This is a genomic window from Bacillus sp. iso_77, assembly GCF_056173625.1.
Genome location: NZ_CM149683.1, coordinates 114,157 through 128,712, shown reverse-complemented (window position 1 = coordinate 128,712; position 14,556 = coordinate 114,157). Strand labels below are relative to the sequence as shown.

Below are 14,556 nucleotides of genomic sequence, written 5' to 3'. Positions count from 1 at the left end.
GGTTATACCCTAGTCACTTGCTCTAATCGTTTCTGCTATTCTTTTGTGACTGCGTCACGTTCAATATCGACAGGTGCGAGGTCTGCAGCATCTTCGTCATTAGATAACGCTAATCCGTCTGCTTTCTTCGTTTCCTCATCGTCTTCTAAATCTCTCATTTCTATCTCTTCTTCATCGCCAGATAGGATTTTCACATCCATACCTAAACTTTGAAGTTCTTTAATTAATACTTTGAATGATTCAGGGACACCTGGTTCAGGTACGTTATCCCCTTTGACGATCGCTTCGTATGTTTTCACACGACCCACAACGTCATCCGATTTTACAGTTAAGATTTCTTGAAGTGTATATGCTGCACCGTAAGCTTCAAGTGCCCATACTTCCATCTCTCCGAAACGCTGTCCACCAAACTGTGCTTTACCGCCCAGTGGCTGCTGCGTAACAAGTGAGTATGGTCCAGTTGAACGAGCGTGAAGTTTATCGTCAACCATGTGAGCCAGTTTGATCATGTACATGATTCCGACTGATACACGGTTATCGAATGGTTCACCAGTTCGACCGTCATAAAGGACTGTTTTCGCATCACGGGACATACCTGCTTCTTCAAGCGTTTCCCAAACATCTTCCTCACGCGCACCATCAAATACTGGTGACGCAATGTGGATGCCTAGGTAACGTGCAGCCATACCCATATGAAGCTCAAGTACCTGACCGATATTCATACGAGATGGTACCCCTAGAGGGTTTAACATGATATCAATCGGTGTTCCATCTGGAAGATACGGCATATCTTCTTCTGGAAGAATCTTAGAGATAACACCTTTGTTACCATGTCGTCCGGCCATTTTGTCACCTTCAGAAATTTTACGCTTCTGAACGATGTATACACGGACTAACTGGTTAACACCTGGTGGTAATTCATCTCCATCTTCACGGTTAAAGACTTTGACATCGTGGATGATTCCGCCGCCGCCGTGTGGTACACGTAGAGACGTATCACGTACTTCACGAGCCTTTTCACCGAAGATTGCATGTAATAGACGTTCTTCAGCTGTTAGTTCTGTTACACCTTTAGGCGTTACTTTCCCGACAAGAAGATCTCCGTCTTTTACTTCTGCACCAATACGGATGATTCCACGCTCGTCAAGGTTGCGTAAAGCATCTTCCCCAACGTTTGGAATATCACGCGTAATTTCTTCTGGTCCAAGCTTTGTATCACGAGCTTCTGATTCATATTCTTCAATATGAATAGAAGTGTAGACGTCATCTTTTACAAGGCGCTCACTCATAATGATCGCATCCTCATAGTTGTAACCGTCCCAAGTCATGAAGCCGACCATGACGTTACGTCCTAGAGCCAATTCACCTTTTTCCATAGAAGGACCGTCTGCAAGGATTTCTCCTTTGACGACTTCATCTCCAACACTTACAATTGGGCGCTGGTTGTAGCAAGTCCCTTGGTTAGAGCGGACAAATTTCAGCAAGCTGTATTTGTCTAGGTTTCCTTTGACTTGTTGTCCGTCAACGTCTTCATAACGGCGAACCCAAATATTCTTCGCTTCAACACGTTCTACAACACCTGGGTAACGACAGATCACAGCAGCACCAGAGTCTTTACCTGATACATACTCCATACCTGTACCAACAATCGGTGATTCCGGCTGCATCAAAGGCACAGCCTGACGTTGCATGTTCGCTCCCATTAGAGCACGGTTAGAGTCATCGTTTTCTAAGAATGGGATACATGCTGTCGCTGCAGAAACAACCTGCTTCGGCGAAACGTCCATGTAGTCAACGCGGTTTCGAGGAACAACGGTGTTTTCCCCTCTGAAACGAGCGATAATGTTATCATCGATAAACGAACCATCATCAGCTAGCAGAGCGTTCGCTTGTGCTACAACGTAGTTATCCTCTTCATCAGCGGTTAAGTAATCGATTCTCGGCGTCACTTTACCTGTTTCAGGATCAACCCGACGGTAAGGTGTTTCGATAAATCCGAAGCGGTTCACTTTCGCAAATGAAGATAGAGAGTTGATCAAACCAATGTTTGGACCCTCTGGTGTTTCAATCGGACACATACGACCATAGTGAGAATAGTGAACGTCACGAACTTCCATTCCTGCACGCTCACGTGTCAAACCACCCGGTCCAAGCGCTGATAGACGACGTTTGTGTGTCAATTCAGCAAGCGGGTTTGTTTGATCCATGAACTGAGAAAGCTGAGAGCTACCAAAGAACTCTTTGATAGAAGCGATCACAGGACGGATGTTGATCAGCTGCTGAGGTGTGATCGTGTTCGTGTCTTGAATAGACATTCTTTCACGAACAACACGCTCCATTCTGCTTAAACCAATACGGAATTGGTTTTGCAGAAGTTCACCTACAGAACGCAGACGACGGTTACCAAGGTGATCGATATCATCTGTGTCACCTACTCCATGAAGCAGGTTAAAGAAGTAACTGATTGAAGCAATGATGTCAGAAGGCGTGATGTTCTTCACAGCTTCCTCTACATATGCATTACCAATCACGTTGATCACTTGCTCGCCTTCTTGATCAGTTGGTGCATAAATCTTGATAGATTGAAGTTCTACTTCATCCTCTACTACGCCACCGTTTGGATAAAGCTTTCTAAATCCGATGCCGTTTTCTAAGTATGGAAGAACTTTATCAAGCACTCTTCTATCTAAAATTTGACCTTTTTCTGCTAGGATTTCACCTGTTTCAGGATCAACTAGCGTTTCAGCCAATTTTTGATTGAATAGTCTATTTTTAATATGAAGCTTCTTATTAATCTTGTAGCGTCCAACATTTGCTAAGTCATATCTCTTCGGATCAAAGAAGCGAGAGTCTAGCAAGCTTTTCGCATTTTCAACAGTTGGCGGCTCTCCGGGACGAAGACGCTCGTAGATTTCGAGAAGTGCTTTATCGGCATTCTCTGTATTGTCTTTTTCCAACGTGTTGCGTAAGTATTCATTCTCGCCAATGAGGTCAAGAATCTCTTGATCAGAGCTGAAGCCGAGAGCACGCAAAAGAACCGTAACCGGCAACTTACGTGTGCGATCGATGCGTACATAGACTACATCCTTCGCATCAGTTTCGTATTCTAACCATGCGCCACGGTTTGGAATGACAGTCGCAGTAAAACCTTTTTTACCGTTTTTGTCTACTTTACCACTGAAATATACACTTGGAGAACGTACTAACTGAGAAACGATTACACGTTCCGCACCATTAATGATAAAAGTACCTGTGTCTGTCATGATTGGGAAATCACCCATAAACACATCTTGGTCTTTTACTTCTCCAGTTTCTTTGTTAATTAAACGAACTTTTACTCTTAGTGGAGCAGAGTAAGTTACATCACGTTCTTTTGATTCTGCTACAGGATACTTAGGATCCCCTAGGCTGTAATCAATGAATTCAAGAGAAAGGTTACCAGTAAAATCCTCAATTGGGGATATATCTTGAAACATCTCTCTAAGACCCTCATCAAGAAACCACTGATAAGAAGAGGTTTGAATTTCAATGAGATTTGGTAATTCTAACACTTCGCTTATGCGTGCGTAGCTTCTGCGCTGGCGGTGTCGTCCATACTGAACTAGTTGACCTGTCAACTGATTCACCCCTCAAATCATGCGTATTATATGTGTAAAAAGTATTTCTGTCTTTCAAATGTCAGTAAAGAAATACTTTTACAAGACAAAAGAAAAAAGGGTTTCTAAAATAAGAAAACCACATCCAAAAACAAATACCGATTTTATTAGTTTTCCCAAGTATGCATAATTTATACAAAATAGTTGTTTTTTAAGCCTATCAAGCAAAATATACACATTGGCATTTTATAATGTTAACACAGCTAGGAAACTGCGTCAAACTTTTTTAGCTTTGATAATATAGTAGCCCTTTTTTTTCATAACGACCGTCACTTCTCCAAAAAGCTGCTCTAATTTCTCAATCGCAGATGGTCCACCTTGTTTTTTCTGAATAACCACCCACAACTCACCTTCCGGCAATAAATGATCAACACTTTTTTCAAAGATCGCATGTACTACTTTCTTCCCTGCCCGTATTGGGGGATTGGTCAGTATAGAGGCAAAAGCAGCTGATGAATGAACATTCGAGAACAAATCACTTTGATAGATGCGGACATTATCAATGCGATTATGCTTAGCGTTTTCCTTTGAAAGTTCGACTGCTCTTTCGTTCACATCAATCATATGAATGGTGCGGCCTGTCATTTCGTTTGCTAACGATAAGCCTATTGGTCCATAACCGCAACCGACATCTAAGACGTCGCCATCCAAGTCAGGTTCTTCAAAAGCTTCAATTAAAAGCCTCGAACCATAGTCGACTTCTTTCTTAGAAAACACTCCACTGTCACTTGTAAAAGTAAAGCTACGGTTTCTCAAGGTGAAGTCCCATGTCTGTTTATTGCTTTTCACTGATGGCTTTTCCGTATAATAGTGGTCACTCATGGCGAATGGACCTCCTCTGGATTCAATCGTTTCAGGAGATAAGAAAAGAAAAAGCCCGCCAGTAAAAGCGAGCTTTCCCAAAAGATTAGGCGAAGATTACTTAACTTCTACAGAAGCGCCAACTTCTTCAAGCTTAGCTTTAAGTTCTTCAGCTTCTTCTTTAGCAATACCTTCTTTAAGTGGTTTTGGAGTGTTGTCAACAAGTTCTTTAGCTTCTTTCAAGCCAAGACCAGTGATTTCACGAACCACTTTGATAACTTTGATTTTTTGGTCTCCAGCACCAGCAAGTACTAGATCAAAATCAGTTTTTTCTTCAGCAGCAGCACCGCCACCAGCAGCTACAGCTACAGGAGCAGCAGCAGTTACGCCAAATTCTTCTTCGATTGCTTTTACTAAGTCGTTTAACTCAAGTACAGTTGCTTCTTTAACTGAAGCAATGATTTCTTCGATATTTAAAGCCATTTGTAATTCCTCCATTTTAAGTTTTTTTACGTCAAGTACGCATTAAGCGCCTTGTTCTTCTTTTTGATCTGCAACTGCTTTAGTAGCAAGAGCAAGGTTACGAACTGGAGCTTGAAGAACGCTAAGCAACATAGAAAGTAAGCCTTCGCGAGACGGAAGTTCCGCAAGAGCCTTCACTTCTTCTACAGTCGCTACGTTTCCTTCGATAACACCAGCTTTGATTTCTAAAGCTTCGTGGCTTTTCGCAAATTCGTTGATGATTTTCGCAGGTGCGATAACATCTTCGTTACTGAATGCGATAGCGTTTGGACCTGTTAAGAAATCGTTTAAACCCGTTAGTTCAACTTGTTCAACTGCACGGCGAGTCAAAGTATTTTTGTAAACTTTGAATTCTACGCCAGCATCACGAAGCTGTTTACGAAGTTCAGTCACTTCAGAAACTGAAAGACCGCGGTAATCTACGATTACAGTAGACATACTGTCTTTAAATTTAGAAGTAATTTCATCAACGACAACTTTTTTAGTATCGATTGCATTGCTCATGGTTACACCTCCTGTACATTCTTTGTGTAACACTTATACCGATCAGGCCATCACGTTCCTAACGAACGGTTCTCCATATAAAAAGCCTCCATTAAGACATGGAGGCTGTATATACAAGCATACGTTAACGTAAGACTGTGACATATACACCTCGGCGGGTTAATTAAGCCATAAGGCCCCTGCTGTCTACGGTATAAATGATTATTCTATTTTACAACATTTTGATATTATCAAAACGATTGTGATAAGTCAAGAATTATTTTGCAGAGAAAGAAGATGGATCCACTTTCACGCCAGGGCCCATAGTAGATGTAACAGAAACGTTTTTCACGTATACACCTTTAGCCGCTGCAGGTTTTGCTTTAAGGATTGTGTCATAGATTGTTGCAAAGTTCTCAACAAGCTTTTCGTCCTCGAAAGAAACCTTTCCGATTGGCGCGTGGATGTTACCAGCTTTATCAACGCGGTATTCTACTTTACCAGCTTTGATTTCATTGATTGCTTTTTCTACTTCGAAAGTTACAGTTCCTGTTTTAGGGTTTGGCATAAGACCTTTTGGTCCAAGTACACGACCGATCTTACCAACTTCACCCATCATGTCAGGTGTCGCAACGATTACATCGAATTCGAACCAGCCTTGTTGGATTTTAGTGATGTAATCAGAATCTCCAACGTAGTCTGCTCCAGCAGCTTCTGCTTCTTTTGCTTTTTCGCCTTTAGCGAACACAAGAACGCGTTGAGTTTTACCAGTTCCGTTAGGAAGTACAACTGCACCGCGGATTTGTTGATCGTTTTTACGAGGGTCTACGCCCAAACGAAAAGCAACTTCTACAGTCGCATCAAATTTCGCTGTATTTGCTTTTTTTGTAAGAGAAACAGCTTCAGCAACATCATACGCTTTTGTACGATCGATCAGCTTAGCAGCTTCTACATACTTTTTACCTTTTTTAGCCATTATAAAAATCCTCCTTATGTGGTTTTAGCGGAATAACCTCCCACGAATAAGGGTTGCGAACTTGTCAAAACCAAACTCGCAACCCAACAAGACAAAAAATTAATCTTCGATGACAATACCCATACTGCGTGCAGTACCTTCAACCATGCGCATAGCTGATTCAACGCTAGCAGCGTTTAAGTCAGGCATTTTTGTTTCCGCGATTTCGCGTACTTTATCACGCTTAACAGTTGCCACTTTATTACGGTTAGGTTCACCAGAACCAGACTCAATACCAGCTGCTTTTTTAAGTAATACTGCAGCAGGTGGAGTTTTAGTAATAAATGTAAATGAACGGTCTTCAAAAACCGAAATTTCAACAGGAATGATAAGACCAGCTTGGTCAGCTGTACGAGCGTTAAACTCCTTACAGAATCCCATGATATTAACACCGGCTTGACCTAGTGCAGGTCCAACTGGTGGAGCTGGGTTAGCTTTTCCAGCAGGAATTTGCAATTTAACAACTTTTACTACTTTTTTAGCCACGAGACACACCTCCTTAAAGTCCGTGATGTGGTAATAGGGGAATCCCCCTCCCACTCAACAACTTCATTCTTTATATGAATGACGAAATAACTAGCTAGCGATCTTGAGCGAACTCAAGACGTACCTTTGCTATATTACCACTTCTATACACTCATTTCAAGCTCTTTTAAATTACAATTTATCGATCTGTGTGAACTCAAGTTCCACAGGAGTTTCTCTACCAAACATATTAACGAATACTTTGACTTTGCTTTTATCATAATCAATCTCTTCGATAGAGCCTGTGAAGTTAGCAAATGGTCCATCGATGACCTTGACTGTTTCTTTTAGTTCGAAGTCGATTTCTGTCTTGCGCTCTTCAAGTCCCATTCTCTTCAGAATGGTTTCCGCTTCGCCAGGTAATAACGCTGTCGGCTTAGAGCCTGATCCAGCTGATCCAACGAATCCTGTCACACCTGGTGTATTACGAACGACATACCAAGAATCGTCAGTCATGACGATTTCTACTAGCACATATCCAGGGAATACTTTCTTTTTCACTACTTTTTTCTTACCGTTTTTAATGTCCGTTTCTTCTTCTTCTGGTACAACAACGCGGAAAATTTTATCCTGCATGCCCATTGATTCAACACGCTTTTCCAAGTTCGCTTTCACTTTGTTCTCATAGCCAGAGTACGTATGCACAACATACCAATTCTTTTCCATTTTCGTTCAGGACTATTTAGTCCTTCCCTCCCCACATTTCGTAATGTCTATTTGACGAATCTCGAGTACCGGTAAATATTTTCAAGCAATTGAAAAAACCCGTAAAACGGGTTTTTTGGCAAGTCATATTATGATCTATTATAGCACGTTCAGCAGACCATTATTCAAGTATTAATGAATTAATTCGATTAATTGTGAGATTCCTATATCAAGAAAAGAGAAAAAGATGGCAAAAAATACGACTGTTAAAATAACAGTGATCGTGTAGCGGACCATTTCGTTTTTCTTTGGCCAGCTGACCTTTTTCATTTCTTTCCCGACACTTTTTAAGAAACTGATAATACGCATGTAAAAGACCTCCACAGATTAAAGAACGCAAATCCTACTTCGTTTCTAAATGTGTTTTATGTGAATTACAAGTCTTGCAATATTTCTTAACTTCTAATCTTTCAGCTGCTGAAGCAACACTTTTCATTGTCGTATAATTGCGGCTTCCGCAGTCTTTACAGGCTAGAGTAATCTTTTTCCTCATATTTACACCTATTTTCTCGACATCATTTCCTTAGTACCTTATCACAGTGTCGAAAAAGCTGTCAATATAGGTTTGATTAGAGACTGATCTCGCGCAGCTCTAAATATTTCTCTAATTTTCTCTTTACTCTTTGGAGTGCGTTATCAATTGATTTCACATGACGGTTTAAATCTTCAGAAATCTCCTGATAGGACCTGCCATCAAGATAAAGCACAAGTACCTTTCTTTCCAGCTCGCTTAGTAATTCACCCATTTTCATTTCAATATCATCAAATTCTTCTTTGCTAATGATTAAATCTTCTGGGTTAAGCGCTTTAGCACCGGAAATGACGTCCAATAATGTTCTGTCCGATTCTTCATCGTATATCGGCTTGTCTAATGATACATAGGAATTTAACGGGATATGTTTTTGGCGAGTAGCTGTTTTAATTGCGGTGATAATTTGGCGGGTAATACATAATTCTGCAAAAGCCTTAAATGAAGTAAGCTTGTCCTCTCTGAAATCGCGGATAGACTTATAAAGTCCGATCATCCCCTCTTGGACAATGTCCTCTCGATCCGCTCCAATCAAGAAATAAGATCTTGCTTTCGCACGTACAAAATTGCGGTATTTCGTTATTAAATAATCTAGCGCATCACTATCTCCGACATGAACCCTTTCAATGACTTGTTCATCTTCCAACTGGCAAAATTGCTCTCTGATGGACTTACCCTTGCTGTTGTTTAGATTCACTTCGATCCCCCCGACCGCACCTAGATAGAAATATTATACAATAATGGTTGAAATATCGTCAAGCTATTCCAAGTTTCCCCGCCGCCATTTTTCAAACGTTTTCAATACATCTTCTGACAATTCAATTTTGGATGCTGGTTTATCAGAAGTAATCTTTTTGACACGTGTTTCAATCTTTCGTTCAATCACTTCTATCTCTCTTAAGAGCTCTCGTGCTGACTTACGAAGTGCACCCTGTCCAAAAATCGCCCATTGTTCTGTATAATCAGAGGTCGCCACATGAATTTGCGTCCGAATGTTATTTAAGTCTTGTGCCAGTTTTTCAATCCGCTCATCAGCCGTTTCATTTTCTCTTGTAAAGATGACCTCTACTCGGTGGTTTGTCCGCTTCTTTTCGATTCCTTTGACCATATGGGCATCGAATACGACAATGACTCGATACCCTGTATATGCTTGATATTCTGCTAAATGTTGAATCAGCACGTCTCTGGCTTCTTCAAAGCTGTTTTCTTTTAAGTGCTGCAAACGAGGCCATGCACCTATCATGTTGTATCCATCGACTAAGAGGATGTCCATCTCTATTCTCCTAACGGATAACGTTTTCGATACACTTCATACATCAATAGACTAGCGGCAACTGATGCATTTAATGAAGTGACCTTCCCGGCCATTGGCAATTTAATCAAGAAATCACATTTTTCCTTAATCAATCGGCCAATACCTTTTCCTTCACTGCCGATGACAAGAGCGAGAGGCATCGTGCCATCAAATTGTCTGTAGTCCTGCTTCGCAGATGCATCTGTTCCTGCGACCCAGATTCCTCTTTCTTTCATTTCATCAAGAGCTCTGGAAAGATTGGTTACTTTTGCGACCGGGATATGTTCAATGGCTCCAGTAGATGCTTTCGCAACAGTTGTCGTCAAGCCTACCGCTCGTCGTTTTGGAATGACGATTCCATGTGCACCAACAGCATCGGCCGTACGCATGATCGACCCTAAATTGTGCGGATCTTCAATTTCATCTAAGATGATGAAAAATGGTTGTTCATTCCGCTTTTCAGCAATTTGATACAAATCGTCCAATTCTGCATATTCATATGCTGCTACTTGTGCAACGATTCCCTGGTGCTGACCTGTTACCATCTGATCAAGCTTTTTCCTCGGAACATACTGAATGGTGATATTTTGCTTTTTCGCGAGTTCAATGACCTGCTGGGCTTGTCCTTTTACAGTGTTTTCTGCCATCCAGAGCTTGTATAACTCCCGATCTGACTTCAGTGTTTCAATCACTGCATTTTTCCCAATCACATAATCATGTTGCTGACTCATTTGTCTTCCTCCCTGACGTTCCGATTTCAATCGCCTGACTAATCAACTCTTCTAAGCGTTCGTCCTGCTTCTCAATAAATAAATAACCCATGAGCGCTTCAAACGCTGTACTATAACGATACGTTTGAACGTCTGTGTTTTTAGGCACTGTGCCTGATTTTGCATTTCTTCCTCTTTTCAGCACCGCTTCTTCCGCTTCTGTGAAAAAGCCCTTCTGCTGAAGCTCAAATAAAATAGCGGCCTGAGATTTAGCTGAAACGATTTTACTTGCACGTTTATGAAGCTCATTTGGTTTGGTCGCCCCCGTTTGGAGGAGGTGATGCCTCACGTATACTTCAAAAATGGCATCACCCATATAAGCAAGTGCAAGTCCGTTCAACTGTTTTCCGTCTTTCAGCTTTTCAAAATTCAACATGACCTATTCTCCTCTTTTCCAGCGCGTACCTTGAGGAGTGTCCTCCAATACAATATTCATGCTCTTTAACTGGTCACGAATTTGATCAGACAATGCGAAGTCACGATTCCTTCTAGCTTCATTCCGCTTCTCAATTAATGCTTCTACCTCTTCGTCAAGCGTGTGCTTTTCTTCTAGTGAGAAGCCGAGGACTGATGTGATTTCTTGGAACAAGCCAATAAATGCCTTGATCACTTCCTCGGAAGTATGATCATTTTCCATATAGTAATTCGCTTGTTTCGCTAGTTCAAATAAAACAGAGATGGCATTTGCCGTATTGAAGTCATCATTCATTTCAGAAATAAATGTCGCTCGCTGCTCTTCAATCTTTGTCAACCATTCAGTGTTATCTTCTGTGATATTCGTGCTGCTTTCAAGGCGATGATGTAAATTAGCATACGACGTTTTGAGTCGGTTAAACGCACTCTTTGTACTCTCTAGTAAGTCCATTGAGTAGTTAATTGGATGACGGTAGTGAACCGACAACATAAAGAATCGAAGTACGTCAGGATCTTGTTCTTTCACAATGTCATGCACGAGCACAAAGTTACCTAGTGATTTTGACATTTTTTCATTCTCAATATTAATATATCCGTTATGCATCCAATACTTTGCAAAAGGTTTGCCTGTCAAAGCCTCAGATTGAGCGATTTCATTTTCATGATGAGGGAAGGTTAAATCCTGTCCGCCTGCATGAATATCGATCGTATCACCTAAATATTTTTTAACCATGGCTGAGCATTCGATATGCCAGCCTGGGCGTCCTTCGCCCCACGGGCTATCCCATGAGATTTCTTGGTCCTTTGCAGCCTTCCATAAAGCAAAGTCCAGCGCATCTCGTTTCTTCTCACCTACACGAATACGGGCACCTGTCTTTAATTCATCAATCGATTGGTGAGACAGTTTTCCGTAGCCTTCAAATGAGCGTGTGCTGTAATACACGTCACCATCTGCTTCATAGGCGTAGCCTTTTTCAATCAATGTGGCGATAAACGCAATGATATCATCCATATTTTCTGTCACTCGCGGGTGAAGGTCTGCTTTTTTGCAGCCTAATGCACTGACGTCCTCAAAGTATGCTTGGATAAATCGATCAGCAATCGTTGGGACATCTTCGCCTAATTCATTTGCTGCTTTGATGAGTTTATCATCCACATCAGTAAAGTTGGATACGAAATTCACATCATAGCCGCTATATTCTAAATACTTACGTACCGTGTCATATACAATGGCAGGTCTTGCATTCCCGATATGAATGTAGTTATACACGGTTGGTCCGCATACATACATTTTCACCTTTCCTGGTTCAAGTGGGACAAACTCTTCCTTCTTACGTGTCAATGTATTATAAATATTGATTGTCATGATTGTTCTTCCTTTCTGCTCAATGAAGCCAGCTCACGTTTTAGCTTTTCCATTTCTCGCTCCAATTCTTTGAAACGATCAGAAACGGGATCTGGCAAATCTTGATGATTGAGATCACGATTGATTTTCTTTCCATTTTGAACGACCACTCGCCCAGGTATACCTACAACAGTGGAATGGTCTGGTACGTCTTTTAACACAACAGACCCCGCACCAATCTTGGACCCTTTTCCTACGGTAATGGAACCGAGCACCTTAGCACCAGTCGCAATCAGGGCATCGTCCAAAATAGTTGGATGCCGCTTTCCCTTTTCTTTCCCTGTTCCCCCTAATGTCACGCCTTGGAAAACAGTGACGTTATCGCCAATTTCACATGTTTCCCCAATCACGACGCCCATGCCGTGATCAATAAAGAACCGCCGGCCGATGGTTGCTGCTGGGTGAATCTCAACCCCTGTGAAAAACCGGCTGACCTGAGAAATGATCCGCGCAAGAAAATACAGCTTACGCTTGTAAAATGCATGCGCAACACGATGAGCCCAAATCGCATGAAGCCCTGAATAGGTTAGCACTACTTCAAGATAGCTTCTAGCAGCAGGATCTGATCAAACACAGTATCAATATCTTCTTTCAGCATTTTGAAAAACACATGCTCCCCCCGTTCTTCCCCATCAATCTCTCTTAGGACTTGCTCTCTTTTTTGGACAAATAAAAAACGCCTCTGCCATATGACAGAGACGTTTTGAAAACGCGGTTCCACTCTGTTTAGAAAGCCCTCATTTCGCAGCCTTCTCAACTTCATCCCATAACGGAGGGTACCGCCCTTGCATACTAACATACGTGTTCCTCAAGGGTCTTGAGGGTGCATTTCCAACGTCTGCCCATAAGTCTCTTTCAGCCGGTGAAGACTCTTTCTGTGATGGACGATAACATTGTACTTCTCCCTCGCAACGATTTTCCTTATATTTGTTTAATGCGGTTTAATACCGTCTCTTTACCTAGTAGTTCAATACTTTGCGGAAGCTCTGGGCCATGCGTTTGTCCAGTGACAGCCACACGAATTGGCATGAATAGTTTCTTACCTTTATGCCCTGTTTCTTTTTGTACCGCTTTAATGGCAACTTTGATTTCATCAGGTGTGAAAGACTCAAGACGTTCAAGCTGACCTGCAAACGAAGCCATCACTTCTGGTACTTGCTCTTCTGCAAGAACTTCCTTTGCCTCTTGATTATACTCAATTTGTTCCTTAAAGAACAACTCTGTTAACTCAACAATTTCTGCTCCGTAGCTCAATTGCTCGTGGTATAGAGAAATGAGTTTGCGCACCCACGTGTTTTCTTCTTCTGTCAGCTGCTCACTTACCTTGCCTGCCTTTTGAAGATGTGGAAGTGTAAGTGCCACAACTTGATCAAGATCAAGTGCTTTTACGTATTGGTTATTCACCCATTTTAGTTTATGCATATCAAATAGAGCTGGTGACTTAGAAAGTCGATTGACATCGAAAATATCAATGAACTGCTCTTTTGTAAATAGTTCCTCTTCACCAACTGGAGACCATCCAAGCAGTGCAATGAAGTTAAACAAAGCTTCTGGTAAATAGCCCAAGTTCTTATACTGTTCGATGAACTGGATAATTGATTCATCACGCTTGCTTAATTTCTTGCGGTTCTCGTTTACAATCAGCGTCATATGTCCGAACAGCGGAACATCCCAGCCAAATGCATTGAAGACCATAATTTGTTTAGGTGTATTCGAGATGTGATCCTCACCGCGAAGAATATGAGTCATTTTCATCAAATGATCATCCACCGCTACAGCGAAGTTATACGTTGGCGTACCATCTTTCTTCACAATAACAAAGTCACCGATGCCGTCTGTTTCAAATGAAATCTCGCCTTTGACCATATCGTCAAATTTGATGATTTCTCCTTTAGGCACTCGGAAGCGGATGCTTGGCTCTCTTCCTTCCGCAATCAGCTTGTCCTCTTCTTCTTTTGATAAATGACTGCATTTACCAGAATATCGAGGCATTTCACTGCGGGCAATTTGTGCTTCTCGCTCTTCTTCTAGTTCTTCAGCCGTACAATAGCACTTATATGCCAAATCTTTCGCTAGTAGCTCGTCATAATATTTTTTGTAAATATCATTACGCTCTGATTGTCTGTAAGGACCGTAGCCGCCATCTTTATCAATGCTCTCGTCCCAATCAATCCCGAGCCATTGCAGGTGGCGAAGCTGACTTTCTTCTCCGCCTTCTACATTACGCTTTTGATCCGTATCCTCGATTCGAATAATAAATTTGCCGCCTTGACTGCGTGCGAACAAATAGTTGAAAAGAGCCGTTCTAGCATTCCCAATATGTAAATGACCAGTTGGACTCGGTGCATAACGAACACGCACTTCATTTCCCATGAGTTTAACTTCCTTTCATCTGCATCATGTTGTCTGACACCAATTTTTTATAAACGTATTTTAT

15 protein-coding genes, 1 pseudogene and 2 other annotated features are annotated in these 14,556 nt (G+C 41.6%); all 16 genes and pseudogenes read right to left on the bottom strand.

Translation table 11 applies throughout. The features are described 5' to 3' along the window. Positions 1 to 35: 35 nt before the first annotated feature. Positions 36 to 3,617: a DNA-directed RNA polymerase subunit beta gene (rpoB, locus tag AC0VYC_RS00690; protein WP_475389159.1), complete on the bottom strand. Its 3,582-nt coding sequence runs from the start codon at positions 3,615 to 3,617 to the stop codon at positions 36 to 38. A 255-nt stretch (positions 3,618 to 3,872) separates the two neighbouring features. After that, complete coding sequence (locus AC0VYC_RS00685; protein WP_135010469.1) at positions 3,873 to 4,478, bottom strand: class I SAM-dependent methyltransferase; 606 nt, start codon at positions 4,476 to 4,478, stop codon at positions 3,873 to 3,875. A gap of 96 nt (positions 4,479 to 4,574) precedes the next feature. Continuing rightward, positions 4,575 to 4,940 (bottom strand): 50S ribosomal protein L7/L12, encoded by a 366-nt coding sequence (gene rplL / locus AC0VYC_RS00680; RefSeq protein ID WP_008345418.1) that lies wholly within the window; start codon positions 4,938 to 4,940, stop codon positions 4,575 to 4,577. Between the two features lie 42 nt (positions 4,941 to 4,982). Further along, the gene (rplJ, locus tag AC0VYC_RS00675; RefSeq protein WP_003217048.1) at positions 4,983 to 5,483 is read right to left on the bottom strand and encodes a 50S ribosomal protein L10; all 501 of its coding nucleotides are present in this window, start codon (positions 5,481 to 5,483) and stop codon (positions 4,983 to 4,985) included. Between the two features lie 69 nt (positions 5,484 to 5,552). Then, positions 5,553 to 5,693 (bottom strand) — a sequence feature (ribosomal protein L10 leader region). A gap of 46 nt (positions 5,694 to 5,739) precedes the next feature. Then, the gene (rplA, locus tag AC0VYC_RS00670) at positions 5,740 to 6,438 is read right to left on the bottom strand and encodes a 50S ribosomal protein L1 (RefSeq protein WP_017359164.1); all 699 of its coding nucleotides are present in this window, start codon (positions 6,436 to 6,438) and stop codon (positions 5,740 to 5,742) included. 99 nt (positions 6,439 to 6,537) lie between these two features. After that, entirely contained in the window at positions 6,538 to 6,963 is a 426-nt protein-coding gene (gene rplK, locus AC0VYC_RS00665) for a 50S ribosomal protein L11 (protein WP_003216956.1), read from the bottom strand. A gap of 171 nt (positions 6,964 to 7,134) precedes the next feature. Further along, positions 7,135 to 7,668, bottom strand: a complete 534-nt coding sequence (gene nusG, locus AC0VYC_RS00660; RefSeq protein ID WP_003217197.1) for a transcription termination/antitermination protein NusG — start codon at positions 7,666 to 7,668, stop codon at positions 7,135 to 7,137. Positions 7,669 to 7,839: 171 nt separating this feature from the next. Next, complete coding sequence (secE, locus tag AC0VYC_RS00655; RefSeq protein WP_008345422.1) at positions 7,840 to 8,016, bottom strand: preprotein translocase subunit SecE; 177 nt, start codon at positions 8,014 to 8,016, stop codon at positions 7,840 to 7,842. 34 nt (positions 8,017 to 8,050) lie between these two features. Further along, the gene (gene rpmG / locus AC0VYC_RS00650; protein WP_008356502.1) at positions 8,051 to 8,200 is read right to left on the bottom strand and encodes a 50S ribosomal protein L33; all 150 of its coding nucleotides are present in this window, start codon (positions 8,198 to 8,200) and stop codon (positions 8,051 to 8,053) included. Positions 8,201 to 8,276: 76 nt separating this feature from the next. Continuing rightward, positions 8,277 to 8,933, bottom strand: coding sequence for an RNA polymerase sporulation sigma factor SigH (gene sigH / locus AC0VYC_RS00645; RefSeq protein ID WP_008345424.1), 657 nt, complete (start codon positions 8,931 to 8,933; stop codon positions 8,277 to 8,279). 63 nt (positions 8,934 to 8,996) lie between these two features. Then, a complete protein-coding gene (gene rae1 / locus AC0VYC_RS00640) occupies positions 8,997 to 9,509 on the bottom strand; it encodes a ribosome-dependent mRNA decay endonuclease Rae1/YacP (protein WP_007496285.1) in 513 nt (170 codons plus the stop codon). A 2-nt stretch (positions 9,510 to 9,511) separates the two neighbouring features. Further along, a complete protein-coding gene (rlmB, locus tag AC0VYC_RS00635; RefSeq protein WP_017359163.1) occupies positions 9,512 to 10,261 on the bottom strand; it encodes a 23S rRNA (guanosine(2251)-2'-O)-methyltransferase RlmB in 750 nt (249 codons plus the stop codon). Continuing rightward, positions 10,245 to 10,676 (bottom strand): Mini-ribonuclease 3, encoded by a 432-nt coding sequence (locus AC0VYC_RS00630; protein ID WP_008345428.1) that lies wholly within the window; start codon positions 10,674 to 10,676, stop codon positions 10,245 to 10,247. The genes rlmB and AC0VYC_RS00630 overlap by 17 nt, the downstream gene beginning before the upstream one ends. 3 nt (positions 10,677 to 10,679) lie before the next feature. Beyond that, positions 10,680 to 12,080 (bottom strand): cysteine--tRNA ligase, encoded by a 1,401-nt coding sequence (gene cysS, locus AC0VYC_RS00625; RefSeq protein ID WP_024718297.1) that lies wholly within the window; start codon positions 12,078 to 12,080, stop codon positions 10,680 to 10,682. Next, positions 12,077 to 12,729 (bottom strand): annotated as a pseudogene (gene cysE, locus AC0VYC_RS00620) (serine O-acetyltransferase). Before cysE ends, cysS begins: the two are co-directional and overlap by 4 nt. 81 nt (positions 12,730 to 12,810) lie before the next feature. Then, positions 12,811 to 13,040, bottom strand: a binding site (T-box leader). Further along, complete coding sequence (gene gltX, locus AC0VYC_RS00615) at positions 13,041 to 14,492, bottom strand: glutamate--tRNA ligase (protein WP_327872199.1); 1,452 nt, start codon at positions 14,490 to 14,492, stop codon at positions 13,041 to 13,043. Between the last annotated feature and the right edge of the window lie 64 nt (positions 14,493 to 14,556).

Excerpts from the sequence above, each read along its gene's own strand:
- AC0VYC_RS00685 (WP_135010469.1), bottom strand. The coding sequence starts at position 4,478 with ATGAGTGACCACTATTATACGGAAAAGCCATCAGTGAAAAGCAATAAA.
- rplL (WP_008345418.1), bottom strand. The coding sequence starts at position 4,940 with ATGGCTTTAAATATCGAAGAAATCATTGCTTCAGTTAAAGAAGCAACT.
- rplJ (WP_003217048.1), bottom strand. The coding sequence starts at position 5,483 with ATGAGCAATGCAATCGATACTAAAAAAGTTGTCGTTGATGAAATTACT.
- rplA (WP_017359164.1), bottom strand. The coding sequence starts at position 6,438 with ATGGCTAAAAAAGGTAAAAAGTATGTAGAAGCTGCTAAGCTGATCGAT.
- nusG (WP_003217197.1), bottom strand. The coding sequence starts at position 7,668 with ATGGAAAAGAATTGGTATGTTGTGCATACGTACTCTGGCTATGAGAAC.
- secE (WP_008345422.1), bottom strand. The coding sequence starts at position 8,016 with ATGCGTATTATCAGTTTCTTAAAAAGTGTCGGGAAAGAAATGAAAAAG.
- rpmG (WP_008356502.1), bottom strand. The coding sequence starts at position 8,200 with ATGAGGAAAAAGATTACTCTAGCCTGTAAAGACTGCGGAAGCCGCAAT.
- rae1 (WP_007496285.1), bottom strand. The coding sequence starts at position 9,509 with ATGGACATCCTCTTAGTCGATGGATACAACATGATAGGTGCATGGCCT.
- rlmB (WP_017359163.1), bottom strand. The coding sequence starts at position 10,261 with ATGAGTCAGCAACATGATTATGTGATTGGGAAAAATGCAGTGATTGAA.
- AC0VYC_RS00630 (WP_008345428.1), bottom strand. The coding sequence starts at position 10,676 with ATGTTGAATTTTGAAAAGCTGAAAGACGGAAAACAGTTGAACGGACTT.
- cysS (WP_024718297.1), bottom strand. The coding sequence starts at position 12,080 with ATGACAATCAATATTTATAATACATTGACACGTAAGAAGGAAGAGTTT.
- gltX (WP_327872199.1), bottom strand. The coding sequence starts at position 14,492 with ATGGGAAATGAAGTGCGTGTTCGTTATGCACCGAGTCCAACTGGTCAT.